This window comes from Pseudomonas corrugata (genome assembly GCF_050920615.1).
Taxonomy (GTDB): domain Bacteria; phylum Pseudomonadota; class Gammaproteobacteria; order Pseudomonadales; family Pseudomonadaceae; genus Aquipseudomonas; species Aquipseudomonas corrugata.
In genome coordinates this window covers 3,718,504-3,744,983 of sequence record NZ_CP130434.1, presented here as the reverse complement: position 1 = coordinate 3,744,983, position 26,480 = coordinate 3,718,504, and the positions used below count along the sequence as shown (strand labels likewise).

Here is a 26,480-nt window from a genome sequence, read left to right as displayed (position 1 = left end):
TGTCCTGCCTGGGGCAGAGCCATTCCTATACCATAGCTTCGGCGACCCCCTGATCCTCACCCAGGAAGCCACCACTCTGATGCTGCCACAGCCGCGCATAGGTGCCGTTTTTCGCCAGCAGTTCGGCGTGGGTACCTTGTTCAATGATGCGCCCGTCATCCATGACAATCAGCCGATCCATGGCTGCGATCGTCGACAGACGATGGGCAATGGCGATCACCGTCTTGCCTTGCATCATTTCATCGAGGCTTTCCTGGATGGCGACTTCGACTTCCGAGTCCAGGGCACTGGTGGCCTCGTCAAGCAGCAGGATCGGGGCGTTCTTGAGCATCACCCGGGCGATCGCAATGCGTTGGCGCTGGCCGCCGGATAGCTTGATGCCGCGCTCGCCGACCAAGGTGTCATAGCCGGTGTGGCCTTGCCGGTCGCTCAATTGGTTGATGAACCCGTCGGCCTGGGCTTCGGCTGCGGCCCTGCGGATCTGTGCTTCAGTCGCATCCGGGCGGCCGTAGGCAATGTTGTCACGAATGGAGCGGTGGAGCAGGGAGGTGTCCTGGGTGACCATGCCGATGGCGCTGCGCAGGCTGTCCTGAGTGACGTGGGCGATGTTTTGCCCGTCGATGCGAATCTCACCGCTGTCCACGTCGTAGAAACGCAGCAGCAGATTGATCAGCGTGGATTTGCCGGCACCGGAACGCCCCACCAGACCGATCTTTTCGCCCGGACGGATCGTCAGGCTAAGCCCGTCGAGCACCTGGCGTTCACCACCGTAGTTGAAACTCACGTTGTCGAACGTTACCGCGCCGCCGGAGGGCGCCAGCACGCCTGCGTCCGGCGCATCCTGCACCTTGGGGCCACGGGTCAAGGTATCCATGCCATCCTGCACGGTGCCGATGCTTTCGAACAACGAGGTCATCTGCCACATGATCCAATGGGACATGCCATTGATACGCAACGCCATGGCCGTGATCGCCGCCACCGCACCCGTGCCGACTTCGCCCTGGTGCCAAAGCCACAAGGCATAGCCGCCTGCGCCAAGGATCAGCCCCACCACCAGCGCCTGATTGACGATCTCGAATTGGCTGACCAGACGCATCTGGCGAAAACCGGTTTGCTTGAAGTCTTCCATCGCTGCGCGCGCGAAGTGCGCTTCTCGCTTGGAGTGCGAGAACAGCTTTACAGTGGTGATGTTGGTGTAGGCGTCCGAAACGCGCCCTGTCATCGACGACCGCGCATTGGCCTGTTCCTGGCCGACTTGCCCCAGACGCGGCACGAAATACAGCATGGCCAGCCCGAACAGCACGATCCAGGCAATAAAAGGCAGCATCAGTTTCAAGGCAAAGCCGCCGGCCAGCGCGATGATCGCGATGAAGTACACGCCGATGCCGGGTGCGATTTCGATCACGGTGAACAAGACTTCGCGCACGGCCAGTGCCGTCTGCATGACCTTGGTCGTGACCCGGCCTGAGAACTCGTCGGAAAAAAACGAGAGGCTTTGGCGCAGCATCAGGCGATGGAAGTCCCAGCGCAGCCGCAACGGCAAATTGATTGCCAATACCTGGTGCTGAACCATGGTCCGCAGCGCCACCAGCCCGATGCTGGTGATCAGTACGATGCCGATCCCCCACAGCACTCGGCTTTCCTGCCCCTGCGCATCACCGCCGGCCTGCCAGGTCGAGAGCAAGTCTACGACCTGTCCAAGAAAGGAAAACAGCCAGGCCTCGTAGATCGACACGCCGGCACTGAGCAGCGCAAAGACCAGGATATAGCCCCGGGCGCCCCGGGTGCAGGCCCACAGGAACCGCGTCAGGCCAACCGGTGGCGGTGGTGCCTCGTCGGGCGGGAAAGGGTCGAGTCTTCGTTCAAACGCACGAAGCATTGCGGTCTCCGAAAGGGGCGGGTTGAGAGGATTTTCCCAGTTTACGTGTGCTTGGAGGGTTTTGCAGGGCAGGGGTTCGACGCGATTGACAAGCTTGCCGAGGGCGGCGGTTCTTTCAGCAGGATGAAGCCTGAATTGAGGCTATGCTCATCGCTATTGCAGCAAGTGTATGGGTTTTACGTGTCGATCGCCGAGGAAAGGAGTCCCCATGAGTTCAGCGTTCAATGCCCGATTCCATCATCGGAATGGCCGAATGACCCGTCCGGCAGCGCCTGCCTATTGGCGTATCCGGATGATCGACGACACACCCTCGTTCCATGAAAGCTTTTTCAAGCTCCCCATCCCCGACTCGGTGAGAGCGTTGTCTCTGGTCGATTCCGAAAAGGCGTTGCCAGGCCCCGCGGGATCGACTCTAAACCTCCGCTCGGCTTACCTGCGCCGCGGATCCTGAAGCCCGGTCAACCCGATCGAACAGCCGGTCCTGTCGGCAGGCGCAGATGGAGTACCGCTGGTCAACCCCAAGCGCGATGGAGAATGCCATGAACATCAAACGGATCCGCACAATCTTGTGGCGCCTGGCCGGTTGCATGACCGGGCTGGCGATGGTTGCGGCCCATCCAGTCCAGGCGGCCGACGGCGGCATCGCCAGCGGCCCTACCGGGAACTTTAGCATTGCCTTGAGCAACTCCTACGCAGGCAGTGATTTTCGCAAGGTGATGGTGCGCAACTGGCAGGAGGTTGCCGCCCAGGCGCAAAAAGATGGCTTGATCCGGGAGGCTCCGGTGGTCAGCGCCAATAACTCCGCGTCGGAGCAAGCGGCCCACATACAAGACATGATCGTCAAGGGCGTCAACGCTATCGTCATCCTGGCCGCGTCCGACACGGCCCTCGACGGCGTGATCCGGGACGCCTGCAATGCCGGCATCGTGGTGGTCGTCATGGCCAGCCTGGTCACTGAACGCTGCGTCTATACCGTGGACTACAACTGGTCCGCCATGGGGCGCGTGGAAATGGATTACATCGCCGAGCGCCTCAAAGGGAATGGCACGCTGCTGGAGATACGCGGCATTGCCGGCGATGCCACCGATCAAAATATCAGTGACGGCATTCACAAGGCTGCCCGCGACTATCCGGGCCTGAAGTTTGCCAAGACGGTGTATGGGAACTGGACGGCTTCCGTCGCACGCAAGGAAGTGGCGCTGGCGCTGCCGTCGCTGCCCAGCATTGATGCGGTCGCTACCCAGGGTGGCGACGGTTATGGTGCTGCCATGGCGTTCAAGGCGGCGGGTCGAACTTTGCCGATCATCGTCATGGGGAACCGCCAGGACGAGCTCGCCCTGTGGAAACAGGAACGCGATAGCAATGGCTACGAGACTGTCTCGGTCTCTGCCTCCCCGAGCGTTTCCCAGGTGGGCTTCTGGGTGGCCCAGCAAATTCTGGCGGGCAAGCAAGTGCCGAAGTTCGTCGAGGTGCCGCTGGTACGCATCGACGCGAAAGACCTGGATACCTGGCTCGCGCCTATGCCAGCAGGCGGCGCAGCGGATCCTTTCTATAGCCAGGCGTCCGTTGCGGCAATGATCGATGCGGCCGTCAATCGTACAGCGCCGTCGGCGTCTCTGCCGGAGGCTATCCAGCAGTAGTGGCGCCGGGGGGAGGCGAGAGGTCATGGTGACACTTAAACCAGCCAGGGACAGACCTATTGCCGTCAGGATCGGCATGGCGGTCGCCGCACTGGTATTCCTGATGCTGGTGGTATCGGTAGTGAACTTCTACGGCCTGCGAGGCATGGTACGTGCGGTGGACTCCGCCAGCCATTCCGCGGAAATCCTGGCCTCGGTCAACGGCGCCACCGGGCGGGTGGAAAACTTCATCGCCACCCGCGACCTGGAGAGCCTGCTCCAGGCCGAAGGCATGGTGACAGCGGCGATTGCCGGGCTCACCGCTATTCCGGTGGCAGAAGCGCAATCGCTCAAAGGCAGCCTGGAGAGGCTCGCCGCGGCGATCACCGCCTTGCGTGCGGCGACCCTGACCATGGATGGCGAAACGGAGAACATGACTGCCCACTATGGCCGCATGCGAGAGGCGACGAGGCTCATCGAACAGGGCGTCACCGATGGGCTGAAAGGACTTGATACGCGCGCCGATGACCACGAAGCGCGCAGGAGCAACATCGAAAGCGCCCATCGCATCCTGGATGTCCTGCGCAATGGCGAACGGATCATCACCGCCAATGTGGCCAAGATGCTGGTGTCCGGTAATGGGGCAGCTGCCGCCACGGCGCGCAATGCCAGTTCGGCACTCGCGCCTGTGGTCGAACAGTTGCGCGAGGTGATGGGGACGCCGCAGGAGGCAGAGGCCCTGGACCGGTTGGCGACGGCGGTCGCTGCTGCCAGCCTGGCGGTCGATCACCTTGACGAGGCGCCCAAGCTGCGGGGAACCGAAGCTTTGCAGCAGCTCGCCGCCGTTAAGGAAGTGGTCGAGCGCCTCGACGCAATGCTGGATGAATTGGACGAGCACGTCAGCCATGACGCAAACGACATTCAGGCCGCAACCGGGCTGTTGCACAATGCAGCAGCGTTGTCCAAGCGTTTCGCCGAACGTGTTGCCACCCTGGAGGCGCAGACCTTGTCGTTTCGTCTGGCACCGTCGGCCGAGGTCGCCGGCTCTGTCGGCGATATCCTGGACGAGCTCTCGCGTCTTTCTCGTGTGCTCCCGTCGGCCGGAGGACTGCAAGCCAAGGCTGCGCCCCTGACTGTCAGTGATCAAATTGCCGGCTACCGGGCGGCATTCGCCAGGTTCCATCAGGCGAGCAACGCCTTGAGCGACGCGCGCGACCAGGTGCGCAACGAGGCTCGGAGCGCCGGCCTGTTGGTTGCGCGCTTCGCTGGCGAAGCGCGCTCCGACGCCCTGGTGCACAAGGATCGCGGCATGCTGGCGACAGTGGTGGCGGGTGCCGTCGCCATCTTGCTAGCCGGCGCCATCGCCTGGAGCACGTCGCGGTTTGTCGCGCAGCCCATCGTGGCCCTGGCCACCGTCATGCGCCGGCTTGCGGCCGGCGACCTGAACGCCGAGATCGCCAGCGCCGGACGCGGCGACGAAATTGGGATCATGACCCGTGCCGTACGGGTGTTCCAGGAGAATGCCCTGCGCATCCGGGTGCTGGAGGCGGAGGCTGAAGCGGAGCGACAGCAAGTCCAGGCTTCTTTGGAAAGGATGGTCGCCGAACGGACCGACACGCTGCACCATCAGACCCGGATGCTCGAGGCGCAGGCCGTCGAACTCATTCAGGCGCGCAACCAGGCCGAGGCGGCGAACCAGGCAAAGAGCGATTTCGTGGCCACGGTCAGCCACGAACTGCGCACCCCGCTGACCCTCATTCTCGCCCCTCTGGAGCAGCTCTCGGCGGCGAACACCCCGCCGGCGGACTGGCGTGCACAAATCGACCGCGCCCAACGCAACGCGCTGCGCCTGATGAACCGGGTGAACGACATCCTCGATTTCTCCAAGGCCGAAGCGGGTAAGTTCGAGTCATGTCCGGCGCCCGTTGATTTGAACAAGGCGGTGGGTGTGCTTGCCGAGGATGCCGCCATGGTGGCCAAGAGCAAAGGTTGCATCTTGACGTTCAGCATCGATCCTGCGCTCACAACGGTGTTTGTGGATCCCGGACACTTCGAAAAAATTCTCCTCAACCTGGTGAGCAATGCCATCAAGTTCACGCCCACTGGCGGCACTATCCACCTGGCTGCAACTATACTGGAGGGCGAGCGTTTCGAACTGGCCGTGCACGACTCTGGCATAGGCATTGCGCCTGACAAACTGCAGTTGCTGTTTCAGCGGTTTTCCCAGATCGACAATTCCGCCACGCGCCACTACAGCGGCACAGGGATTGGCCTAGCGCTGGTCAAGGATCTGGTCGAACTGATGGGCGGTGACGTCGGTGTCAGCAGCGAGCCGGGACGCGGATCGTGCTTCTTTGTCCGGCTTCCGCTGGGGACTGCGCAAAATACCGTACCGGCTGAAACCGGCAATGGGCGCGGACGATTATCCCCGAGTTCAACGATCACAACCGAACAGCGTCATCTGCGTTTCGATGATGGCCACCATGGCAGTAGCAGTGACCGAACATCGGCGCCAGGTACAGATGATGAGCAGCACTCGGAGCACGCCTCGCAATCCAGGGTACTGGTGGTAGACGACAGCCCGGAAATGCTGGATTACCTCAGCGAACTTTTGCTCGACGACTACATCGTCACCACAGCAACTGATGGCGAGCAGGCCTGGGCGCTTCTGCAGCATCGGCCAATCGATGTCATCCTCTCGGATGTGATGATGCCGGAGCTCGATGGCTTTGGCCTGACAGCCAGAATCAAAGCCAGCGCCGGATTCGCCCATTTGCCTGTCATCCTGTTGACTGCCCGTGGCGGCAGCGAGGCCTGTGTTTCCGGGCTGGAGAGCGGCGCCGACGACTATATCGCCAAACCTTTCTCGCCGCTGGAGCTCAAGGCTCGCGTTCGTGCGGTGCTGCGCATGAGTCAGGTGCAAGCCGAATTGCAGGCAAGGTCCCGCCAGGCGGGTATGGCCGAAATCGCCACTGCTGTGCTGCACAACGTTGGCAACATTCTCAACAGCGTGAACGTGTCGGCTGAGACGGTCAGCCGCCAGATGCGCGCCTCCAAGGCCCTGGGGCTGGGCAAGGTGGCTCAGCTGATAAACGAACACACCGATGACCTCAGCGATTTCCTCACCGCAGACCTGAAAGGCAAGATGCTACCCGGCTACCTGCTCAAGCTGGCGGAAGTGGTGACGGCGGAGCAGCAGGGCATCATCGAAGAGCTTGGGCTACTCACCAAGGGCATTGACCACATCAAAACCGTTGTCGCCGCCCAGCAGTCCCATGCGGTTGCCGTCAGTGTGGTCGAGGCGGTTCCGGTTCCCGAGTTAGTTGACGATGCCTTGCGCATGAGTACTGGATCACTGGCGCGCCAGGAGGTGACGGTGGTCAAGGAAATTACCGACTTGCCCCTGCTGTTACTGGACCGGCACCGGGTGCTGCTGATTCTGGTGAACCTGATCCGCAATGCCAGGCAGGCATTGGAAGGCGTGAAAGATCGTAGCCCGTGCATCACATTTGGCGCCTTTCTCGCTGACGGGCCAGTACTGCGGATTACGGTGACCGACAACGGCAATGGGATTGCGCCAGAGCATCTGAAGCGAATCTTTTCCCATGGTTTCACGACTCGCAAGGACGGTCACGGATTTGGGCTGCACAGCTGCGCGCTGGCCGCTCAGGAAATGGGCGGCGGCTTGACCGTGCACAGCGACGGAGTCGGGCAGGGCGCAACCTTTACCCTCGATATCCCTCTTGAGGGCACTAACGCCAGTGAAGTATCCGAACCAAAGCGGGCCCACGAGTAGGACGAAGGGGCTCTATCCATTCAGAGTCAGTGGCATGTCCGGGCATCTTTCGCACATGAAATCGACAAATGCGGGACCTTGGGTGCAGCAAGGCGCCTAGGTGCCCCGTTGCGCTATCTTAACCAGGTTACCCAGGCCCGAACGGTCCGGCTGACTGTCAGACGACGTTGAAACCGGCGCGGATCTTGTCTGCCAGCACCATTAACGGGCCGGCGTAACGCGTCACGACGGCGTCGATCGACTGTGGGGTGGACAAGCTGATATTCAAAATATGGTCCTGGTAGTTGCGGATGCCGAGCGGGGTTGAAATAGCCACGACTTCGGCCTGCCAGGATGCTGCGCAGTACCCTGTTAGTTGCACGCTTTCGCAGGCGGCGGCAATCTCCGTTTCCAATACCGTCCACCTGGCATCGCAGCGCCTGGATTTGAAGTGCGCCATCAGCGCTTGCCGTTCACGGGTGCTGATTGTCGCCAGATAGGCGCGCCCCAGGGAAGTGAACTCCATGGGGACTCGCTGACCGGTTTGTACGGTGCGTGGGGTGTTCTTGCGACTCAGGCGGATGGACTCCAGGTAAACCATTTCATCGCGATCGGCGGCGGCCAGTCCGACATTCACTCTCAGGGCATGGGCGGCTTCGCGCATCAAGGGCGCGGCGAGCTGTACCAGCGAGCTGCTGTTGTACATGGCGTTGGCGAAGCACAGGGTGGCGGGTGCGAGGCGATAGGCACTGCGCTGGCCGTCGTACACCAGCATGCCGCTGTGGATCAGCGTCTGGGTCAAGCGACTGGTAGTGGACTTGGACAACCCCGTGCGCTCGCTGATTTCTCCATTGCCCAGGTACTCGGTGCCCGCGCGAAATGCTCGCAGAATTTCAAGGCCGCGCTCCAGCGAACGGTTTATCGGAGCCTTGCCGGCACCCGGCGTATCAAACCCGTCGTCCTCTTTCATTGTGTTCCACCCAGTGGAATTGGCGGATTGTCAATCATGGGGAGCTCCATAGACTCGAGATCAGCGCAAGGTCCCTCAGTTTGGGCCGCTGCCATGTCGACAACAAGAGAGAAAGTTCCCATGACGATGCTGCAAAGTGTTACCTCGCCGATCCACATGGCCGTCGATGACGATGGCATCGCGGTGTTGACCCTCAATCGACCCGAAGCGCGCAATGCCATCAGCGACGAGATGCGTAGCCAGATGATCGAGTTGCTGGAAGAGGTGGCTGCAAACGGCCAGATCCGCGCCCTCATCATCACAGGCACCGGCAAAGGCTTCTGTGCGGGAGGCGATATCAAGGGCATGGAAAAGCGCATGAGCGCTCCGACGGGTGAGGTGGCCTACAACGGTTGGAAGCGTCAGCAGCGAGTACATCATGCGGTCTCCCTGTTGCTCAACTTGCCCAAGCCAACCCTGGCTGCGGTCAATGGTGCAGCCACTGGGCTGGGGTGCGACCTGGCATTGAGCTGCGATTTCGTGGTGTCCTCCCGACAAGCCAGCTATGCCATGAGTTACATCGCCCGGGGCCTGATCCCCGACGGTGGCGGCTTGTACTTGCTGCCGCGTCGAGTCGGACTGTCCAAAGCCAAGGAGCTTATCTATACCGGCCGTAGCGTACTGCCTGACGAAGGACTGGCGATCGGCCTGGTGGACCGAGTGGTCGAACACGACGATCTGCTTGACGAAACCCGGCGTTGGGCGCTGGAACTCTCCGCCGGCTCGGCGACCGCGCTGGCACTGAGCAAGTCCATCCTCAACAGCAGCTTCGAACTGACCCAAGCCCAAGTACTGGCCATGGGTAGTCAGGCCCAAGGCATCTGCTACACCTCGGCCGAGCATCAGGCGTCGGTCGCGGCTTTCCTGGCGGCCAAGGCGAAGAGAGGATGAACATGGATAACATTTCCCGCCTGATGAACCCGCGCAGTGTCGCTGTGATCGGCGCCTCCGGCGATGCACAAAAAACCTCAGGGCGGCCAATCGCGTTCCTGCGCAAACATGGCTTCGAAGGTCGCTTGTATCCGGTCAACCCGCGTTACACCGAGATCGATGGGTTGACTTGCTATCCCACTATCGCCGCGCTACCAGAGGTGCCGGACGCCGCTATCATCCTGTTGGGCCCTGAGCGTGCCAACCAGGCCGTTGCCGAACTGGCGGCCATGGGCACGCCAGCGGCCATCGTCCTTGCCGGTGGCTATGGAGAGGCCGGCGAGACGGGCATCGCTCGCCAGCATGCCTTGCAAAAGGCGCGAGGCAACATGCGTATCCTGGGGCCGAATACCATCGGCCTGATCAACCTTACCCAAGGCATTACGTTGTCGGCCAGCGGTGCGTTGGATCAGGAGGCATTGAGAGCGGGCAACATCGCGGTGATTTCCCAGAGTGGTGGGATCCTGGGCTCGCTCCTGTCCCGTGGTGCCGCTGCCGGCATCGGCTTTTCCAAGCTGGTGGCGACCAGCAACGAGGTCGACCTGGACGTCGCCGATTTCGTCGATTACCTGGTGGATGACGACGCCACCGAAGTCATTGCCCTTTATCTTGAAGGGTTGCGCGATACCGAGAAGTTCAGCCGCGCTGCGCTCAAAGCTCGCGCGGCCGGCAAGCCCATCGTGGTGTTCAAGGTCGGGCGTTCCGAAGCCGGGGCTCGTTCGGCGGCGTCCCATACTGGTGCCCTGGCGGGAGCCGACGCACTCTACGACGTGTACTTCAAGCAATTGGGCATTGTGCGGGCACAGACGTTTGCCGATCTGCTCGACCTTCCGTTCGCGTTGGCCAGCCGACGCACGATGGCGGGTAACCGCGTGGCAATTCTGACCTCGACCGGCGGCGCCGGCACGTTGATCGCCGATGCTCTGGGCGCCATTGGTTTCGATACGCCGCCGCCGGGGGAAGCCACTGCTGCACGTTTGCGTGATCTGGATCTCGGCGACCAGGCGGTGCTCGACCGCAACCCCATCGACCTGACCCTGGCCGGCCTGCAGCCGCAGATCATGCAAGAGGCCATGCGCATCCTGCTGGAAAGCCCGGACTACGACGCGGTCATCAGTGTGGTGGGCTCATCCGGTGTTGCGCGCCCGACGCTGATGGCCGATGCGATCCGTGACAGCCAGCGCGACAGCAGCAAGCCTGTGCTCGCCTATGTCAGCCCCTACGCGCCGCAAGCTTTGCTGCGCATCAACAGCAACCTGGGCGTCGCCTTTACTGCGCCGGAGGCCTGTGCGAGTGCGTTGCTGGCGCTCAAGGCCAGACCCTGCGTCGTCCAGGACACGCCGCGAGCGCAACCAAGCCGCCAGAACATGAGCGCCGCGGACGTTGAGCAGTTGCCCGGCGGAAGCCTTGATGAACAGCAGAGCAAAGCCTTGTTTACTCGTTTTGGCGTGCCCGTCACCCGCGAGCAGGCGGTCGCGGACGCCGGCGAGGCAATCGAGGCCGCCCGGGCGCTCGGCCCGAAAGTAGTACTCAAGGTGCTCTCCGAGCGCATCCCCCACAAGACCGAAGTCGGTGGTGTTGCACTCGGCCTGACCGAACACAGCATTGGTCAGGCATTGGACGCCATGCGCCGCGTTGTCACGCAGAAGGCCGGGTTCGCGCCCGAGCGTTTCCTTGTCCAGGAGATGGTCAGCGGCGGTCAGGAGCTGATCCTGGGCTTCCATCGCGACCCGCAACTAGGACCGGCGTTACTGCTGGGCATGGGCGGTATCAGCGCCGAACTGCTGCGCGATACCAGCATGCGCTTGCTGCCGATCACGCGCGATGACGCGGACGCAATGCTCCGGGAGCTGAAAACCTTCGCGTTGCTCGACGGTTATCGCGGTGCGCCCAAGGCCGATATCCGCGCGCTGATCGATTGCATTGTCGCGTTCGCTGACATGGCAACCACCCTGGGCACAAAGCTGCAAGAGGCCGAGATCAACCCCTTGCGCGTGTTGGCCGAGGGGCAGGGCGTAAGGGCAGTGGATGGCCTCGCGCTGCTGGCTTGAGGTGCCACCTGTTCCATTACGTGGAACAGGTGGATTGACCCTCATACCCTCGCTTTCATAATCAAAGACAGCTTCATCAACGACTCATAAAAACAAGTAGGTCGCTATGAACGTACTTAATTGCACATCGAATCAAACGCTCCCTCTGGGTAACGTCCATTCTCAGAGCGGGAGTCCATCATGCCTGTCGCAATGAAAGCCTTCGCTCTGCCAAGCGTCGAACGCGGCGAGCAGGCTCTATCGCTCATCCAGTTTGTAGGCGTTTCCAAATCCTTCACTGTAAAGGGCGTGGCCAAACAGGCCTCCCACGGCATCAACCTGTCGATCAACCAAGGCGAAGTAGTCACCGTGGTCGGGCCGTCGGGCTGCGGAAAGTCCACCCTGCTGAACATGGTCGCGGGACTGTTCGCGCCCACCGAAGGGCAGGTGGTCTACAACGGCAAGGCCGTTTGCGGGGTCAATGGCCGTACCGGCTACATGACCCAGAGTGACCACTTGCTGCCCTGGCGTGATGTGGTCGGCAACATAGCCGTGCCGTTGGAAATACAGGGTATGGCCAAGGCCGAACGGCGTGTGCGCATCCAGGAGCTGATTCAACTCGTGGGTCTTGAAGGTTTCGAAAAGTCCTACCCCAGCCAGCTCTCCGGTGGCATGCGCAAACGTGCGGCGCTGGCCCGCCTGCTGGCGTATGACCCTGAAACCCTGCTGATGGACGAGCCGTTCGCGGCGCTTGATGCGCAACTGCGCATGCGCATGCAGACCGAGCTGATCCGGCTCAGCCGGCGGTTGAACAAGACCGTCATTTTTGTCACCCACGATTTGGACGAAGCCGTTGCACTTGGCGACCGTTGTCTGATCTTCGCCGGTCGCCCCGGCACCATCGTCAAGGACGTGCAAATTCCCCTGGGAGGGGAGCGCAACATTCTGCAGTTGCGCAAGGACCCTCGCTATCACCAGCTATGCGGCGATTTGTGGGACTTCATGACCCCGTCTTTGAACGATGCAGCAAAGGATAACCAAGCATGAATATCTTCCTTGGACGCCTCGCGATTTTCATCGTGCTTTTCGTCACCTGGCAACTCTCATCGGGGCCGTTGATCGACCCCTTCTTCGTCAGCTCACCCAGCGAGATCGCCGGCAAGTTCTACGAACTGGTCATCAGTGGCCGGCTGTTCTCCCATGGCGGTATTACCGTGGTGGAAACCCTCTCAGGTTTCGTGCTCGGGGCGGCCGTCGGGATTGCCGTGGGGCTGCTATTGGGCCGTAACGAGTTGCTGGCCAAACTGCTCGATCCGATCCTGATCTCGATCTACAGCCTGCCGAAAGTGGCATTGGCTCCGCTTTTCATCATGTGGTTCGGTATCGGTATCGAGATGAAGATCATCCTGACCGCCACCATCGTGTTCTTCCTGGTGTTTCTCAACACCTACAGCGGCGTGCGAGCGGTCGATCGCGAGCAGTTGGAGATCCTGCGCCTGATGGGTGCCCGCGAACACCACCTGATCACCAAAGTGGTCTTCCCTTCGGCCATTCAATGGGTGTTTACCGGCCTCAAGCTCTCGGTGCCCTATGCCCTGATTGGCGCCATTGTCGGCGAAATCATGGCCTCCAATCGTGGGCTCGGCTACTTGTTGCAAGATGCCGCCGGGCAGTTGGACACGGCCGGCGTGTTCGCTGCACTAATCGCAATTATCGCCCTGGCGCTGCTGCTGCAAGCGGTCGTGCGGATGGTGGAAACCCGTCTGATGCCGTGGAAAAAAGACCTGGGTGATCGTGAAGCCTCGGTTTGACCTGTCCATAACGCACAAGAAGATAAAGGTGTACACATGTCTATTAGAACGCTGATTGCAAAGATGGGCCTGGTCGCTACGCTGGTGGCCGCAAGCGCCGGCGCTTATGCGCAGGACATCAAGGTTGCCTTGGGCACCGACGGTTTCGTGCACATGCCGTTGTTCGTGGCAGTGGACGGTGGCTATTTCAAAAAGCAGGGGATAAATGTCGAGCTGATCAAGTTCAAGGGCGGCGGCGCCGCAACGTCGGGACTGGCCAGTCGAACCGTCGAGTTCTGTTCGTGCGCGATCCAGAATTCGATCAATGCGAAATTGAAGGGCGCCGACCTGACCCTGCTGGGGCGCTTGGTTGGGCAGTATGCGAGTAATGTGGTCATCAGCCAGGAGAAAGCCGACCAGCTTGGACTGACCGCGCAGACGCCTATGGAAGAACGCTTGAAGGCGATCAAGGGCTTGAAGATTGCCGTCAGCGGTGCCGGCGGTAGCGCTGACTTTCTAGTGCGCTTCCTCGGCGAGAAGGGGGGACTTTCGGCCGAGAAAGACTTTACCTTGCTCTACCTCAACAGCGCCAGTGCCATTCTGACCGCGTTCTCCCAAGGACGGATCGACGGCTTCGCCTTGTCGTCGCCCACCTCGGACAGCGCAATTATCGAGCACAAAGGCTTCATCCTGTTGGACATGGCCGACGGGCAGGTCAAGGAACTTGATGGCTATCCTTCGATTGCCCTGAGCGCACGCAAACAGTGGGCCGATGAAAATCCGCAGACCGTCAAGCAGTTCCTCGACGGCCTCGCGCAAGCGACCCAACTGATCAACGAAAATCCCGAGCAGGCGATGAAGCTGGTGCGTGCCCGCTTTGCAGGTACGCCTGACAACGTCTATGCCGCGGCGTGGAAATCCAACAAGCACTCGTTCCCGCAAACGCCCTATCTGAGCGAGGAAGATGTGACCCGTGCCATTGCGTTTCTCGGCAAGATCCAGGGCCATTCGATTCCAGGCAAGGCCAGCGACTACATGACCTCGACACGCTGATACTCCTCTCACACTGATGCACGTACCGGTCCACCGACCTCAATCGAGTTCGGTGTGACTGAGTACGGCCCGGAATTGCTCATGAATAATAAGAAAACAGCTGCATCCTGGTGTTTGATCATTGCCGCCGGGCCATGGCTTGTCAGTGCACAGGCCGCGGACTTCCTGGGAGATGCCAAAGTCAACCTGGAGCTGCGCAACTTCTACATGAACCGCGATTTTCGCGATGGCAACGGCCAATCAAAACGCGATGAATGGGCCCAGGGCTTCATTCTGCGCGCGCAGTCGGGCTATACCCCCGGATTTGTCGGTTTCGGCCTGGACGCTATCGCCATGGTAGGCGTGAAGCTCGACTCCAGCCCTGACCGCACCGGCACCGGGCTGCTTCCGGTTCACGATGATGGCAGGGCACCCGATGAGTATTCCAAGGCCGGCTTGACCGCAAAAATGCGCGTGTCCAAAACCGAGCTGAAGGTGGGCACATTGATACCCAAGCTGCCTACCTTGCAATCGAACTTCGGTCGCTTGCTACCCCAGACCTTCCATGGCGGCATGCTCGAATCCCGCGAGTGGGGCGGCCTGGAGCTGATAGGCGGACACCTTGACCAGGTCACGGACCGCGATGCTACGGGTGCGCAGGGGTTGGCCATCAACAACAAGAACCGACGCTTCAGCGGCCCGCTGGACGGCGGCGATTTTGAGGTGGCGGGCGCCGCCTATCGTTGGAAGACTGTGCAACTGACCTACCAGGTCGGTCGCCTGGAAGACGTCTACCAGCAGCATTTCCTGGGACTCACAAGTGCCCACCAGGTCGGTGAAGGAAAGCTCAAGTCGGACCTGCGGCTGTTCGTCAGTGACGAGCAGGGGCAGGCCCATGCCGGTCCGATCGACAATCGCGCGTTCAGCGCGATGGCAACCTATGAATGGCGTGGCAACGCGTTCAGCCTGGGATACCAGGCAATGAGCGGGGACTCAGCATTTCCTTACGTTGAGGGCACCGATCCGTATCTGGTCAACTTCGTGCAAGTGGGTGACTTCGCCGAGAAGGGCGAGCGCTCATGGCAGGCGCGCTATGCCCGTGATTTGGCGTCGTGGGGCCTGCCCGGGCTGATCCTCATGACCCGCTATACCAAGGGCGCGGATGCCCAGGTGTCGGCCACTGATTCAGGCCGCGAGCGCGAGCTGGATGTCGAATTGCAATACCGGGTACAGAGCGGACCGCTGAAGGCACTGAACATCCGCTTGCGCAACGCTGCGTACCGTTCGGACTTCTCTCGCAATGCTAACGACACGCGGGTGATCCTCAGCTATCCCATTTCCTTGCTGTGATGCGGGTAACCCCTATGGAATCCTTGGTAAGTCTGAAAACAGATGACGGCATCGCTGTCATAGCAATCAATAACCCTCCCGTAAATGCCCTGTCCCAAAGCGTCCGGCAACAGCTCTCAGCCTGTCTCGCGCAGGCGTCGTCCGACTCCGGGGTGCAAGCCATTGTCATCACTTGCCAGGGCAAGACGTTTGTGGCCGGCGCCGATCTCAAGGAGTTCGATCTGCCACTGATGGAGCCCCATCTGCCGGGCGTTCTGAGCGTTATCGAAAACAACCAGAAGCCGGTGATCGCGGCCCTGCATGGTTCGGTGCTCGGTGGCGGTCTGGAATTGGCGATGGCGTGTCACTTGCGTATTGCCGATGAACACACGGTGCTGGGCTTGCCGGAGGTGAGCCTGGGTTTGATACCTGGAGCGGGAGGTACGCAGCGGCTGGTTCGCCTTTGCGGGCCATTGGTTGCCGTTGATGTTGTGATCGCAGGGCAGCGTCTGACTGCGACGCAGGCTCAGGCTGTCGGGTTGGTCGACCATTGTGTGACCTCCGACCCGCAAGGCGCAGCCATCGAGCACGCCAGGCGCTTTATCCTTACTCATTCTTTCCTGGGACGCACGCGGGATCGATTGATACCGGTCCACAGCGCCGCTGAATTCGATGCAAAAGTGACCACGGTGATGAAAAAACTGGCTGGGCAACAAGCCCCCCAGGCGGCTCTGGAAGCGATCAACGCAGCGCTGTCCGAGTCGTTTGACGCCGGCATGACGTTGGAACGCACACTGTTCTTAGAGCGGCGGCAATCGGCCCAGGCCAAGGCCTTGCGCTATCTGTTTTTCGCTGAGCGAGACCTGGCCGGCCGCACGCGCAAGCTCGCCGCTACCGGCCAGGGGCATGCGATTAAAAAGGTCGCGGTGATCGGCTCAGGCACCATGGGCGCAGGGATCTCCATTTGTATGGCCAATGCAGGTGTGGCGGTGATCCTGATTGATGTTCAGGACGCCGCACTGCAACGTGGTGTAAAAAATATCGACGACTATTACCGGGAGGCTTTGCTCAAAGGACGCATGGATGAGCACGCCTGCCAGGAGTGCCGAGCGCTGATATCGCCGTCGACATCACTGAACGCTGTGGCGGACGCCGACTTGGTCATCGAAGCTGTTTTCGAAGACATGGAGGTCAAGCGCGAGGTATTTCGCCAGTTGGACACCCTGTGTAAGTCGGACGCCATACTGGCGACCAATACCTCGTATCTGGACGTCGAGGCCATCGCCGATTGTACCCGTCGCCCACAGCAGGTATTGGGCATGCACTTCTTCAGCCCCGCGCCGGTGATGAAGCTGCTGGAGGTCGTGCGCACTACCCAAACCGATAGGTCCGTGCTGGCCGCGGTGCTTGATTTTGCGCTGCGACTGGGCAAAGTGGCGGTCACGGTGGGAGTCTGTGACGGCTTTGTGGGCAATCGGCTTTTGGCGGCCCGGGAGCGCGAAGCCATGTTCCTGCTGGAGGAGGGTGCATCTCCCGAAGCAGTCGACCGAGCGATGCGCTCGTTCGGCTTTCCCATTGGCCCTTTTGAACTGAGGGATATGGCTGGCGTGGACGTCGCCTGGCGCAATCGCCAGGGGCGTCTATCGCAATTGAGTGCGCGTGAACAACGCTGCGACTGGGTCGATAAACTGTATGCCGCAGGTCGGCTTGGGCAAAAGACAGGCCTCGGGTTCTATCGCTACGCGCCGGGCAGCCGTCAGGCCTTGCCTGACCCCTGGCTGGTCGAATTGTTGCAGCATCATCGACACCAATGGCGCATTACGCCCCGCAGCATCACCGATCAGGAAATTGAAGAGCGCTGTCTGTTTGCGATGATCAACGAGGCCGCCTGGCTGATCGACCACGACATCGTGGCGCACCCTGCTGATATCGATCAGGTCTGGATTCATGGCTATGGTTTCCCGCGTTACAAGGGCGGGTTGACCTACTACGCCGACCAGATAGGACTTGGCTCCGTGGCGAGTGCGCTCAAGCACTACAACCGCGAGGGTAAGGAACTCGCGATGTTCATGGCCCGCCAGAAAACCTTTCACGGCAGCTGACGAAAAGCCCCGGTGGTATGTCGAGCCACCGGGGCCAAGCTGTGTCAGGCTTCCTTGACCACCGACCGCAGAATCAAGGTCAATACGGTGGCGACGCACAGCATCACAGCCATCGCAATGAGCCCGGCGTTGAATGAGTGCGTAATGTCCTTGAGCCAGCCTACTGCGTACGGCCCCACCAATCCGCCAAGGCTTCCCGCCGCGTTGATGAAAGCAATGCCGCCGGCCGCAGCCTGTTTGCTCAGAAACGTCGCCGGGATGCTGTAAAAGCAGGTGCGCACCGAACTCAGGCCGATCAAGGCGACCGTTAGGCCAATCAGCGCCGGAATCAGGTCGCTGTAAACCACCGAGAAGATAAAACCGGCCGCCCCCGTGGCGCAGGTAATTGCCAGGTGCAGGACATAACGGCGCTTGCGCGCAAGCACTTTCGCCCATAGCAGCATGGCGATACTGGCTATCAGATACGGGATCGCCGACACCCAGCCGATCTGGGTGGTGGTCAGCGCATGGGTCTTGAGGATTTGCGGCAGCCAGACGCCGATGCCGAGGATGCCGATGATATAGCTGAACAGAATGGCTGCCAGCAACCATACACGTACGTCTTTGATTGACTCGCGAAAGCTGTGGGAGCCCTTCGATTCGTGCTCGGCATCGAGGGCCGATTGCAACGCCTGGCGCTCATCCTCGGTCAGCCATTTCGCCTCGGCAGGCCGGTCGGCCAGCATGTTCAGGCACATCACCCCCAATATGCACGCCGGCAAGCCTTGCAGCACCAGCAGCCACTGCCAGCCGCGGTAGCCCCAGATGCCATCCATTGCCAGCATGGCAGCGGAAAGTGGCCCACCCAGTACCGAAGACACCGGAATGGCAAACAGAAACCAGGCCATGACCCTAGTTCGATATTGAATGGGAAACCACAGCGACAGGAAGAAGATCACGCCGGGGAAAAAACCGGCTTCGGCAATGCCGGCCAGCAGCCGAATCACCGAGTAACTGGTTGGCCCTTGCGCCAACGCGGTGGAGGCCGAGAACAGCCCCCACGTAATCATGATCCTGGCGAGCCATCGCCGAGCACCGAAACGGTAGAGCGCCAGGTTGCTGGGTACCTCGAACAGGCAATAACCGACGTAGAAGATGCCTGCCGCAAAACCGAATTGTGAGGCGGTAAGACCCAGGTCGTCATTCATGGTCAACGACGCAAAGCCGACGTTGGTTCTGTCCAGATAGTTGAAAAAATACGCGATGGCGAGCAGTGGAATCAGCCTTGTCGCAGCTTTGCGACAGGCGCTGGATTCCAGGGCGGCCTGCGTTGTTGATTGAGCGGTGGTGAGTGTATTCATGGGGCTCCATTGTTCTTGTAATCAGGAGCCTGGAAGCATATGGGCGGGGTTCCAGTGCGCGCCAAGACCTTTAAACCATAGGTACCCATAACCGCAGGGCATGGGACTTAGAGGGCGTTGGATGCAGCGCACAGTCATGCCCGATGAGCATCGAAAACCATGAGATATCAGTATTGGTTATTTTCTTCCAAGTGCATAACCCTGAGGCCTCACATCCATAGGTTTGGCGTGCCAAACAATAATAAAAGGCTCATCCAATGCACTACACTCGCGTCATGCAATCTTTAATCGTCGCTGGTCTCGTTGCCTATAGCCTGCCTGGAAATGCAGATGATTCGGTACACACCCTTGTTGCCGAGAAAGGCAATGTACATATCGAGGCGTTGGATCAGGGTAAGGGCCATGTCATTGTGATCCTGCCGTCCAAAGGCCGTGGCGCGAATGACTATGACGAGGTGGCACGCTACTTGGCCGCCGACGGCTACCGCGTGATCCGCCCTGAGCCGCGTGGAGTCAAGGGCAGCAAGGCCCCGATGGATACGCCGACACTGCACGATTTCGCCGCCGACGTGGCGCTGGTGATGGACAAGGCCAAGACCGGACCTTCGGTTGTGGTCGGGCATGCCTGGGGCAGCCAGCCGGCGCGCATGCTTGCGGTGGATCGCCCGGACCTGGTCAACGGCATCGTGCTGGCGGCTGCTTCGATTGGCAAGTTGCCCGCAGGCTCATCCGAAAAACCCTATGGGCGGATGGTCGAGGCGATCAAAGGCGCGGGTAATTATTCTCTGCCTGAAGCCAAGCGTATCGACTATCTCAAAGAGGCGTTTTTCGCACCCGGAAATGATCCGCGTGCCTGGCTGACTGGCTGGTACGACAAGACCCACCAGGCCCAGGACCATGCGCGGGACACTACGCCTGTTGAGCTCTATTGGTCAGCCGGTAACACCGTGCCCATCCTTGACCTGCAGGGGCAGCATGATGCGGTGGTGATTCCGAACATACTTGAATCGATGCTCGGTGAGCGGGTCGAACACAAGACCATCGCCAACGCTGGGCACGCCATGGCGCCCGAGCAGCCTCGTGAAATGGCCGATGCCATCGCCGACTTTGCTAAGCGCGTGTATGCGACCAGGTAATTAGCGGGCTGTTCGATCCCTTGAGGAGAGTTCCCTTCGCTGTCTGGCCCCATCCCAACGAAAAATGCTCCGAACCATTTGGTTCGGAGCATTTTTCATGTCTCGCAACAGCTATTTTTTTGCGTACTGCGCCTTGGCAAACGTAGCGATCGCATCCGCCATCGCCTCGGGTTGTTCCGGGGCCATGGCGTGGCCGGCATTTTTCAATACCACCACCTGGACCCGATCACCAAGCATGCTTTTGAGCACGCCGGAGAAACGTCGTGGGGCAACCGTGTCCGCCTCACCCTGCAGGTCGAGAATCGGTGCGGTGCCCGCGGCGAAGTAGTCGTCCACCGGCGTGATGTTGCGGGCATGGCCTTCGGCATCGTGGGTCGCCTGGTGCCAGCCGCCCAGCCAGACCTTGGGGTCGTTGCCGGGCGCAAAGAATGCCTTGCGCAGGTAGATCAGGCGTTGCTCTTCGGACAGCGACAGATCGCCCGCGCCGTCGATGGCCTGGCGCATCTCAGCGTTGATGGGTTTTTCAGTCGAGCCCGGCGGTACCTTACCCGCGGACGCCGCGGCCATGACCACGCCACGTACCAGGTCAGGGTGGTCCGCAGCGAGCATACGCGCCGCGAAGTTGCCCCATGCGTGACCGACTACCACGACTGGGCCTTTGTTCTCATGCTGGACTACTGCCGCGACGTCACGGGCAAAGTCGTGCACGGTCAGGTTCTCCATCGGTCCTTTGCTCTGTCCTATGCCACGCGGCTCCGGTCTGACCACGCGGAACCCGTCGGCCTGAAGGTAATCGGCGACCTTGTCGTAGTCGCGACCCGAGCGACCCAGCGAGGGCAACATTACGATCACCGGCCCGGTGCCTTGGGTGTTGACTTCGATTTGCACATTGTCATAACGGACCAGCTCTTGCTTGGGTGGAGCACCGGCGGCCATGGCTACAGCAGAGGCCAGGCTCAACGTGGCACCGATTAGAAGACGCGAGACAGTTTTCATTATTTGGACTCCTGGGCAGCCAGGTTGTGCACCGGCTCAAGACCGCTCTGCTCAAGCAGACGGCGTGCTGCCGGGCTGCTGAGGTAGGCAATGAATTCGCGGGCAGGGGCCGCGTTTGGGGTTTGGCGTGCAACGGTGGCGCAGAACCGGCTGACTTTCTGAACTTCTTCGGGCAGTGGGCCCAAGTAGTCGACGCCTGGAGTTACTTTCAACTCGCTGATTTGCTGCATTCCGATGTCCGCATCTCCCCTGGCCAGGGCCGTGCCAACCAGTTCCTTGCCGGCGATCTCAATGGTCTTGCCCCTAATCTGGTCGCTGATGCCCAAACGCTGGAAGAGCTCGGTGCGGATAAATACGCCGCTAGCGCCCTGGGAGTAAGCGATCTTGTCGGCCTTCAGCAGAGCGGATTTCAGCGCGGCGACGCTTGAGACATCTGGCGCAGGTTTGCCGTGAGGTACGCCGACACCGATGCGCGAATCAGCGATCTCGCGGCGGGTGGTCATGTCGAAGGCGCCTGTGGTCGAGAGCACTTCCAGGGTTTCGTCCGCCATGATAGCCAGGTCCATGGGCTCTTTATGTTTGATGCGCTCTGGAATGGATTCAGGCGACGTACCCATGGAGGGTCCCCAACTGAACTTCAGGGTGTTGCCGCTGGCTTTTTCATAGGCCGGCCGAAGGTGTTCCATTGCGCCCCTGAGTGCGCCGCTGGCAATGACCTTCAGCTCGGCCGCCTCGCCCAACTGAGAGAAACCGAGCAAGCTGACCAAACCGGTGGTCACCAATATCGGCGCGGATTTTGTTTTTTTCATGATGCTACCTTCTCTAATGAGCGCCCGTTTCAAGCGCCACGGGTATTGACGAACAACGAATACAACGACGTGGTTGAAGCCATCAGCAGGCGATTGCCGCGCGGACCGCCGAAACACAGGTTGGCGCAGCGTTCCGGCAAGTCGATATGGCCGATTGCCGTGCCATCTGGCGCGAAGATGCGCACGCCATCCAGACCAGGCTCAAGCGCCCCCCAGCCGCACCAAAGGTTTCCGTCTACATCGACACGTAGACCATCGGGCAACCCGCTGCCGGCATCGATCAGCTCACGGCGTTGCCCGACCTGGCCGTGCTCATCGACGCTGTAGGCCACGATTCGCCGGGGGCGAGCCCTGGACTCAACCAGATAGAGAGTTCTTTCATCCGGGGAAAAGGCAAGGCCGTTCGGCCCTTCGAGATCTTCAGCGACACAGCGCAGGGTGCCGTCGGCATCGAGGCGATAGAGGTTGGCCGGCAGTTCGGGTGTGCCCTGGCGCCCCATGTAGTCACTGATCAGGCCGAAAGGCGGGTCGGTGAACCAGATGCTGTCGTCGGACTTCACCACGATGTCATTGGGCGAGTTCAGCGGCTTGCCCGCAAAGCTTTCAGCCAGCACCGTGGTGCTGCCGTCGTACTCGGTGCGGGTGACGCGCCGCCCGCCATGCTCACAGATCAGCAAACGACCTTGACGGTCGCGGGTCATGCCATTGGCCTGGTTCGAGGGCTGGCGAAACACGCCCAGGCCCCCTGTGGCCTCGTCCCAGCGCATGATGCGATCGTTGGGCAGGTCGGTGAGCAACAGGAATCGACCATCGGCGAACCATGCCGGGCCTTCTGCCCAGCGCAGGCCGCTACCGAGACGCTCGACCTTGGCATGGGCCAGACGGTAGTGGGCAAAACGCGGGTCCAGCTCACGTACCCTGGGATCGGGCACGCGTGGGCTGGACGACCAGGGAGTCTCGTCCATCGTTTGATCTCCGAAATGGGTGGGCGTCAGGTGTAGAGGCGCGCCGGGTTATCGATCAGCACCGCTTGCCGCAGGGCAGGGCTGTCGCAGACTTGTCGAATGAAATCGAGCAGATGCGCGTCATCCGGAACCGGCCCCTTGATATTCGGATGCGGCCAGTCCGAGCCCCAGATAGCGCGGTGCGGTGCGCATTCGAGCAGCGTACGCACCTGGTCTAGCGCCTGTGGCCACGGGCCGGGCCTGCCTTGCATGGCGCGATCGATGCCGGACAATTTGATCCAGCGGTTCGAGTGGCCCAGTTCGGTACGCAGTTCGCGCATAAGCGTCGGATCGACAGGCCCGGTGAGGTCGGGACGAGCCATATGATCGATGACCAGTGGCGTCTTGAGATCCCGCCAGGCCTGCAGCAACGGCATCAGCACAGCCAAGTCCCCATGCACCAGCACATGCCAGCCGAAAGGCGCGACGCGCTCGGCCAGGGCGCGCAGTTTTTGTGGGTCGCGTGTGCCTGGCAGGTGGCCCATCAAGTTGAAGCGAATACCCCGCAGGCCGCCGTCGTGGAGCGCCTGTAATTGGGCATCGGTGGTGGTATCGTCGATGATCCCGACACCACGGTAGCGGCCGCCACTGCCGGCAATTGCCTGTAGGATGGCGGCGTGATCCGTGCCGTAGGGCGCAGCCTGCACCAGCACGCCATGGTTGATGCCTAGCTGACGATGCAGGGTCAGTAACTCAGAGAACGGCGCGGGCTCTGGCGTGTAGGTGGCATTGGCCGGCAGAGGAAATTGAGCCCAGGGGCCGTAAATATGCGTGTGGCAATCCCACACACCCATAGGGTTGGATGAAGTCGACATGCTGGCTCCTTCGGGTGGCTCAGTCGCAACGTGCGGTCATGCCGCCATCGACGATGATTTCGGTGCCGGTGACGAAGCGTGATTCATCGCTGGCCAGGTACAGCGCGGCATAAGCGGTGTCGCGGCCATCACCCATGAACCCGAGTGGAATGCGTGCCAGACGCGTGTCGAGCAATTTGCTCACGTCACCCCCCGTGCGTTGCCCGGCCAGGCGCACCTCGACCATCGGCGTATGCAATTGCCCTGGCACGACGGTGTTCACGCGGATGCCCTTGGACGCGTATTCCACGGCTGTAACCCGAGACAGCTGAATCACACCGGCTTTGCTGGCGGCGTAGGCCACCTGGGCCGAGCCCGTCCAACGAATACCGGACGTCGATGCGGTATTGATGATCGAACCGCTGCCCTGGGCCTCCATCAGCGGCAGCACGTGCTTGCAGGTCAGATAGACGCTACTGAGGTTCAGGGCAATCTGGGCATCGAACTTTTCTTCAGCCAGGGCAACGGCGCCACCCGCCGCCGAGCCGCCAACGTTGTTCACCAGAATATCGACCGTGCCATAGGTCTTTTTGCAAGCTGCGACCATTGCGGCGACGGCTTGGGTGTTGGTGACGTCGCAGGCATAAGGCGTGACCTCACCGCCGGCATTGCGGATGCGCTCCAGCGTTTCCTCCATGGCCCCCAGATCACGATCGACCGCGAAAACCTTGGCACCGGCCATGGCGAATATCACCGCGACCGCGCGGCCGTTGCCCCAGCCGCTGCCGACACAACCGGCACCGGTAACGATAGCGACCTTGCCCTGAAGGCGATCACTTTTTGGAAGAGTATCGATCATGTACATATCCTTACTTCAATTTAGTCGGCAGTTCGGCAGCGGCGCCGGCGGGCGGAGGCACTTCGAATACCTTGATGGTCATGGAAATCAGGCTGTAGTAGCCCGCGATGCCGACCAGGTCGACGGCGGCATCGGTGCCCAACAACTCGACGAATTCGGCATACAAACCGTCGCTGATTGCACGCTCGGCATGCAGTTCGCGGATGAAGCGGTACACCAGCGCTTCGTCGGTGTTTTCGAACGCAGGCGCCACGTCATCGCGAATGGCATCGATGATGTGGGGTGCCAAGCCGGCTTCAAGGGCAAACGGCTTGTGGGCTGCCCATTCGTATTCGGCGAGCCAGTAGCGACCCATCATCAAGATGGCCAGCTCTGACAGGCGCGGGTTCAGGCAGGTGTCATAGCGGCAGTAGCGGCCCAACGCCTGAGCGCACTCGGCCAGTTCAGGCCGATGCAGCCAGATGGCCAAGGGGCCGCGCACGCCTTTGCGCGGGCCGTTGGCAATGCGCTCGTAGACCGGGCGCTGCGTATCGCTGAGGTTGTTCGGGTCGATAGGGGCCAGACGATTCATTGAACTTTCCTGTCAGGGGCGCGGTGACTGTGAATATGGGGTTTCTGCGTCGGCTCGATGGGCCGCCCGGCCGATTCAGGCTCCTGCGGCGGGCGCAGCAGGCTGCGGCTCGGCTTCCCGCCGGTTTCGCGCTCGAAGTCTTCAGGGTTAAAAGCGCCTTCCCAGCGGGCGATGGCGAACACCGCGACCGTGTTGCCGACGATATTGGTCAGGGCGGTGGCAGTGGCCATGATGCGGTCGATGCCAAACAGAAGCCCGAGGCCGCTCAGCGGCAGGGTTTGGACCGATTGCAAGGTGGCGGCCAATTTGATGAACGCGCCGCCCGCCACTGTGGTGCCGCCTTTGGAGGTGATACTCAGGATGGCCAGAAGGCCCAATTGCTGCAGTAGGGAGAACGGCGTATCGGTGGCCTGGGCGATGAAGCCAATGGCGATCGCCATGTAGATCGCTGTGCCGTCGAGGTTGAAGCTGTAGCCGGCGGGAAGGACAAAACCGACCACCACTTCATCGCAACCGCTGCGCTGCAGTTTTTCGATCAGCCGTGGAAACACCACCTCACCGGACGCGGTGCCGAATACCAGCAGAATTTCATCGCGAATCAAGCGCAGCACGCTGCCGAACGGCAAACCGATGGACCAACTGATCGAACCCAGAATGCCGAACACGAAGATCAGGGACGCCGCGTAGTACACCGCGATCAGCTTCAAGAGGTAGAGGAGGGTGTCGCCACCATAGCTGCCGATGGCGGCGGCCATGGCGCCGAATGCGCCCAGCGGAGCCAGTTTCATGATGAAACTGAGCATCTTGAACAAGATGCTCTGGGCTTCACCAATGGCTTTCACGGCGACCGAGTCCGGGCCGCACACTCGGTTGATTGCGATACCGGCCAGCACCGAGATAATCAGTACCTGGATGATGTCGCCTTTGGCGAATGCATCGACCAACGTATGCGGAATCAGCCCCAGCATATAGTTGATCATGGAGACACTGCCGGCAGCTGAGGTGGCCTTGATCGCTTCGCTGGATTCTTCAAGGCTGGTGGCATGCAGGCCCACGCCGGGCTCCACCACGTTGACCAGAATGAAACCGATCAACATGGCGACTGTGCTGACCACTTCAAAGTAGATGAGCGATTTGACGCCAAGCCGGCCGAGTTTGCGCATGTCCTGGACGTGGGTAAGGCCATGCACGAGGGTGACGAATACGATCGGCGCCAGCATCATTTTCAGCAGAGCTATGAACGCTTGTCCGAGGGGTTTCATGGCAACCGCCCATTGCGGCGCGGCGAAACCGAGTATGACGGCTGCAACAAGTGCGATCAGCACCTGTACGTGGAGCTTCTTCAACTGATTCATGGCATTTCCTGACCCAATAGTGGGCATCATTATTCTTGTGGTAGCACGTCCCTAGACGGTCAAGCTGGGCCTTCAGCTATCTGTGTTGAGCATAGAAAAAACCAGCGCTAGGCACAAAAAC

At 60.8% G+C, this 26,480-nt stretch carries 21 protein-coding genes; 11 read left to right on the top strand and 10 right to left on the bottom strand.

Going from position 1 to position 26,480, the window contains the following annotated elements; genetic code table 11:
- Window positions 1-25 precede the first annotated feature (25 nt).
- On the bottom strand, window positions 26-1,879 hold the full coding sequence (locus tag QZH45_RS16775; RefSeq protein WP_053194116.1) for an ABC transporter ATP-binding protein: 1,854 nt from the start codon (window positions 1,877-1,879) through the stop codon (window positions 26-28).
- Window positions 1,880-2,087: 208 nt separating this feature from the next.
- On the opposite strand from QZH45_RS16775, the gene QZH45_RS16770 reads away from it, so the two are divergent.
- The 3 genes from QZH45_RS16770 to QZH45_RS16760 all read left to right on the top strand — a co-directional run bounded on the left by QZH45_RS16770 (window position 2,088) and on the right by QZH45_RS16760 (window position 7,294).
- Window positions 2,088-2,330 carry a hypothetical protein gene (locus tag QZH45_RS16770; RefSeq protein WP_199275614.1) on the top strand — a complete coding sequence of 81 codons (243 nt, stop codon included), beginning with the start codon at window positions 2,088-2,090 and terminating at the stop codon, window positions 2,328-2,330.
- A gap of 88 nt (window positions 2,331-2,418) precedes the next feature.
- Window positions 2,419-3,519 (top strand): ABC transporter substrate-binding protein, encoded by a 1,101-nt coding sequence (locus tag QZH45_RS16765; RefSeq protein WP_081036560.1) that lies wholly within the window; start codon window positions 2,419-2,421, stop codon window positions 3,517-3,519.
- 25 nt (window positions 3,520-3,544) lie between these two features.
- Window positions 3,545-7,294, top strand: coding sequence for an ATP-binding protein (locus QZH45_RS16760; protein ID WP_055135930.1), 3,750 nt, complete (start codon window positions 3,545-3,547; stop codon window positions 7,292-7,294).
- Window positions 7,295-7,451: 157 nt separating this feature from the next.
- Here the strand turns inward: QZH45_RS16760 and QZH45_RS16755 are convergent, their stop codons facing one another.
- The gene (locus QZH45_RS16755) at window positions 7,452-8,243 is read right to left on the bottom strand and encodes an IclR family transcriptional regulator (RefSeq protein WP_055135931.1); all 792 of its coding nucleotides are present in this window, start codon (window positions 8,241-8,243) and stop codon (window positions 7,452-7,454) included.
- Between the two features lie 120 nt (window positions 8,244-8,363).
- On the opposite strand from QZH45_RS16755, the gene QZH45_RS16750 reads away from it, so the two are divergent.
- From QZH45_RS16750 to QZH45_RS16720, 7 genes are all read left to right on the top strand, one after another.
- Complete coding sequence (locus QZH45_RS16750) at window positions 8,364-9,173, top strand: enoyl-CoA hydratase/isomerase family protein (protein ID WP_053194108.1); 810 nt, start codon at window positions 8,364-8,366, stop codon at window positions 9,171-9,173.
- A gap of 2 nt (window positions 9,174-9,175) precedes the next feature.
- A complete protein-coding gene (locus tag QZH45_RS16745; protein ID WP_069018541.1) occupies window positions 9,176-11,263 on the top strand; it encodes an acetate--CoA ligase family protein in 2,088 nt (695 codons plus the stop codon).
- Between the two features lie 192 nt (window positions 11,264-11,455).
- On the top strand, window positions 11,456-12,289 hold the full coding sequence (locus QZH45_RS16740; RefSeq protein ID WP_053194140.1) for an ABC transporter ATP-binding protein: 834 nt from the start codon (window positions 11,456-11,458) through the stop codon (window positions 12,287-12,289).
- Window positions 12,286-13,053 carry an ABC transporter permease gene (locus QZH45_RS16735; protein WP_053194106.1) on the top strand — a complete coding sequence of 256 codons (768 nt, stop codon included), beginning with the start codon at window positions 12,286-12,288 and terminating at the stop codon, window positions 13,051-13,053. Before QZH45_RS16740 ends, QZH45_RS16735 begins: the two co-directional genes overlap by 4 nt.
- 36 nt (window positions 13,054-13,089) lie before the next feature.
- A complete protein-coding gene (locus QZH45_RS16730) occupies window positions 13,090-14,085 on the top strand; it encodes an ABC transporter substrate-binding protein (RefSeq protein WP_053194104.1) in 996 nt (331 codons plus the stop codon).
- Window positions 14,086-14,166: 81 nt separating this feature from the next.
- On the top strand, window positions 14,167-15,414 hold the full coding sequence (locus QZH45_RS16725) for an OprD family porin (protein ID WP_055135932.1): 1,248 nt from the start codon (window positions 14,167-14,169) through the stop codon (window positions 15,412-15,414).
- On the top strand, window positions 15,414-17,495 hold the full coding sequence (locus QZH45_RS16720; protein WP_335720309.1) for a 3-hydroxyacyl-CoA dehydrogenase NAD-binding domain-containing protein: 2,082 nt from the start codon (window positions 15,414-15,416) through the stop codon (window positions 17,493-17,495). Before QZH45_RS16725 ends, QZH45_RS16720 begins: the two co-directional genes overlap by 1 nt.
- Window positions 17,496-17,539: 44 nt before the next feature.
- On the opposite strand, the gene QZH45_RS16715 is transcribed toward QZH45_RS16720, so the two are convergent.
- Window positions 17,540-18,835: an MFS transporter gene (locus QZH45_RS16715; protein ID WP_055135934.1), complete on the bottom strand. Its 1,296-nt coding sequence runs from the start codon at window positions 18,833-18,835 to the stop codon at window positions 17,540-17,542.
- A 257-nt stretch (window positions 18,836-19,092) separates the two neighbouring features.
- On the opposite strand from QZH45_RS16715, the gene QZH45_RS16710 reads away from it, so the two are divergent.
- Window positions 19,093-19,971 (top strand): alpha/beta fold hydrolase, encoded by an 879-nt coding sequence (locus QZH45_RS16710; protein WP_080996616.1) that lies wholly within the window; start codon window positions 19,093-19,095, stop codon window positions 19,969-19,971.
- Between the two features lie 111 nt (window positions 19,972-20,082).
- On the opposite strand, the gene QZH45_RS16705 is transcribed toward QZH45_RS16710, so the two are convergent.
- Genes QZH45_RS16705 through QZH45_RS16675 form a run of 7 tightly spaced genes read right to left on the bottom strand, consistent with a single transcriptional unit; the run spans window position 20,083 to window position 26,359 of the window.
- Window positions 20,083-20,967: an alpha/beta fold hydrolase gene (locus tag QZH45_RS16705; RefSeq protein ID WP_055135935.1), complete on the bottom strand. Its 885-nt coding sequence runs from the start codon at window positions 20,965-20,967 to the stop codon at window positions 20,083-20,085.
- The gene (locus tag QZH45_RS16700; RefSeq protein WP_053194095.1) at window positions 20,967-21,776 is read right to left on the bottom strand and encodes a substrate-binding domain-containing protein; all 810 of its coding nucleotides are present in this window, start codon (window positions 21,774-21,776) and stop codon (window positions 20,967-20,969) included. The genes QZH45_RS16705 and QZH45_RS16700 overlap by 1 nt, the downstream gene beginning before the upstream one ends.
- Before the next feature lie 29 nt (window positions 21,777-21,805).
- On the bottom strand, window positions 21,806-22,741 hold the full coding sequence (locus QZH45_RS16695) for an SMP-30/gluconolactonase/LRE family protein (protein ID WP_053194093.1): 936 nt from the start codon (window positions 22,739-22,741) through the stop codon (window positions 21,806-21,808).
- Between the two features lie 26 nt (window positions 22,742-22,767).
- Window positions 22,768-23,595 (bottom strand): amidohydrolase family protein, encoded by an 828-nt coding sequence (locus QZH45_RS16690; RefSeq protein WP_053194092.1) that lies wholly within the window; start codon window positions 23,593-23,595, stop codon window positions 22,768-22,770.
- A 19-nt stretch (window positions 23,596-23,614) separates the two neighbouring features.
- Window positions 23,615-24,433 (bottom strand): SDR family NAD(P)-dependent oxidoreductase, encoded by an 819-nt coding sequence (locus QZH45_RS16685; RefSeq protein ID WP_053194136.1) that lies wholly within the window; start codon window positions 24,431-24,433, stop codon window positions 23,615-23,617.
- Window positions 24,434-24,443: 10 nt separating this feature from the next.
- Entirely contained in the window at window positions 24,444-25,004 is a 561-nt protein-coding gene (locus tag QZH45_RS16680; RefSeq protein ID WP_053194091.1) for a carboxymuconolactone decarboxylase family protein, read from the bottom strand.
- A complete protein-coding gene (locus QZH45_RS16675; RefSeq protein WP_053194089.1) occupies window positions 25,001-26,359 on the bottom strand; it encodes a cation:dicarboxylate symporter family transporter in 1,359 nt (452 codons plus the stop codon). The genes QZH45_RS16680 and QZH45_RS16675 overlap by 4 nt, the downstream gene beginning before the upstream one ends.
- Window positions 26,360-26,480: the final 121 nt, after the last annotated feature.

What these genes read in the sequence shown, in the direction of transcription:
- QZH45_RS16775 (WP_053194116.1), bottom strand. Translation starts at nt 1,879, where the DNA reads ATGCTTCGTGCGTTTGAACGAAGACTCGACCCTTTCCCGCCCGACGAG.
- QZH45_RS16770 (WP_199275614.1), top strand. Translation starts at nt 2,088, where the DNA reads ATGAGTTCAGCGTTCAATGCCCGATTCCATCATCGGAATGGCCGAATG.
- QZH45_RS16765 (WP_081036560.1), top strand. Translation starts at nt 2,419, where the DNA reads ATGAACATCAAACGGATCCGCACAATCTTGTGGCGCCTGGCCGGTTGC.
- QZH45_RS16760 (WP_055135930.1), top strand. Translation starts at nt 3,545, where the DNA reads ATGGTGACACTTAAACCAGCCAGGGACAGACCTATTGCCGTCAGGATC.
- QZH45_RS16755 (WP_055135931.1), bottom strand. Translation starts at nt 8,243, where the DNA reads ATGAAAGAGGACGACGGGTTTGATACGCCGGGTGCCGGCAAGGCTCCG.
- QZH45_RS16750 (WP_053194108.1), top strand. Translation starts at nt 8,364, where the DNA reads ATGACGATGCTGCAAAGTGTTACCTCGCCGATCCACATGGCCGTCGAT.
- QZH45_RS16745 (WP_069018541.1), top strand. Translation starts at nt 9,176, where the DNA reads ATGGATAACATTTCCCGCCTGATGAACCCGCGCAGTGTCGCTGTGATC.
- QZH45_RS16740 (WP_053194140.1), top strand. Translation starts at nt 11,456, where the DNA reads ATGAAAGCCTTCGCTCTGCCAAGCGTCGAACGCGGCGAGCAGGCTCTA.
- QZH45_RS16735 (WP_053194106.1), top strand. Translation starts at nt 12,286, where the DNA reads ATGAATATCTTCCTTGGACGCCTCGCGATTTTCATCGTGCTTTTCGTC.
- QZH45_RS16730 (WP_053194104.1), top strand. Translation starts at nt 13,090, where the DNA reads ATGTCTATTAGAACGCTGATTGCAAAGATGGGCCTGGTCGCTACGCTG.
- QZH45_RS16725 (WP_055135932.1), top strand. Translation starts at nt 14,167, where the DNA reads ATGAATAATAAGAAAACAGCTGCATCCTGGTGTTTGATCATTGCCGCC.
- QZH45_RS16720 (WP_335720309.1), top strand. Translation starts at nt 15,414, where the DNA reads ATGCGGGTAACCCCTATGGAATCCTTGGTAAGTCTGAAAACAGATGAC.
- QZH45_RS16715 (WP_055135934.1), bottom strand. Translation starts at nt 18,835, where the DNA reads ATGAATACACTCACCACCGCTCAATCAACAACGCAGGCCGCCCTGGAA.
- QZH45_RS16710 (WP_080996616.1), top strand. Translation starts at nt 19,093, where the DNA reads ATGCACTACACTCGCGTCATGCAATCTTTAATCGTCGCTGGTCTCGTT.
- QZH45_RS16705 (WP_055135935.1), bottom strand. Translation starts at nt 20,967, where the DNA reads ATGAAAACTGTCTCGCGTCTTCTAATCGGTGCCACGTTGAGCCTGGCC.
- QZH45_RS16700 (WP_053194095.1), bottom strand. Translation starts at nt 21,776, where the DNA reads ATGAAAAAAACAAAATCCGCGCCGATATTGGTGACCACCGGTTTGGTC.
- QZH45_RS16695 (WP_053194093.1), bottom strand. Translation starts at nt 22,741, where the DNA reads ATGGACGAGACTCCCTGGTCGTCCAGCCCACGCGTGCCCGATCCCAGG.
- QZH45_RS16690 (WP_053194092.1), bottom strand. Translation starts at nt 23,595, where the DNA reads ATGTCGACTTCATCCAACCCTATGGGTGTGTGGGATTGCCACACGCAT.
- QZH45_RS16685 (WP_053194136.1), bottom strand. Translation starts at nt 24,433, where the DNA reads ATGATCGATACTCTTCCAAAAAGTGATCGCCTTCAGGGCAAGGTCGCT.
- QZH45_RS16680 (WP_053194091.1), bottom strand. Translation starts at nt 25,004, where the DNA reads ATGAATCGTCTGGCCCCTATCGACCCGAACAACCTCAGCGATACGCAG.
- QZH45_RS16675 (WP_053194089.1), bottom strand. Translation starts at nt 26,359, where the DNA reads ATGAATCAGTTGAAGAAGCTCCACGTACAGGTGCTGATCGCACTTGTT.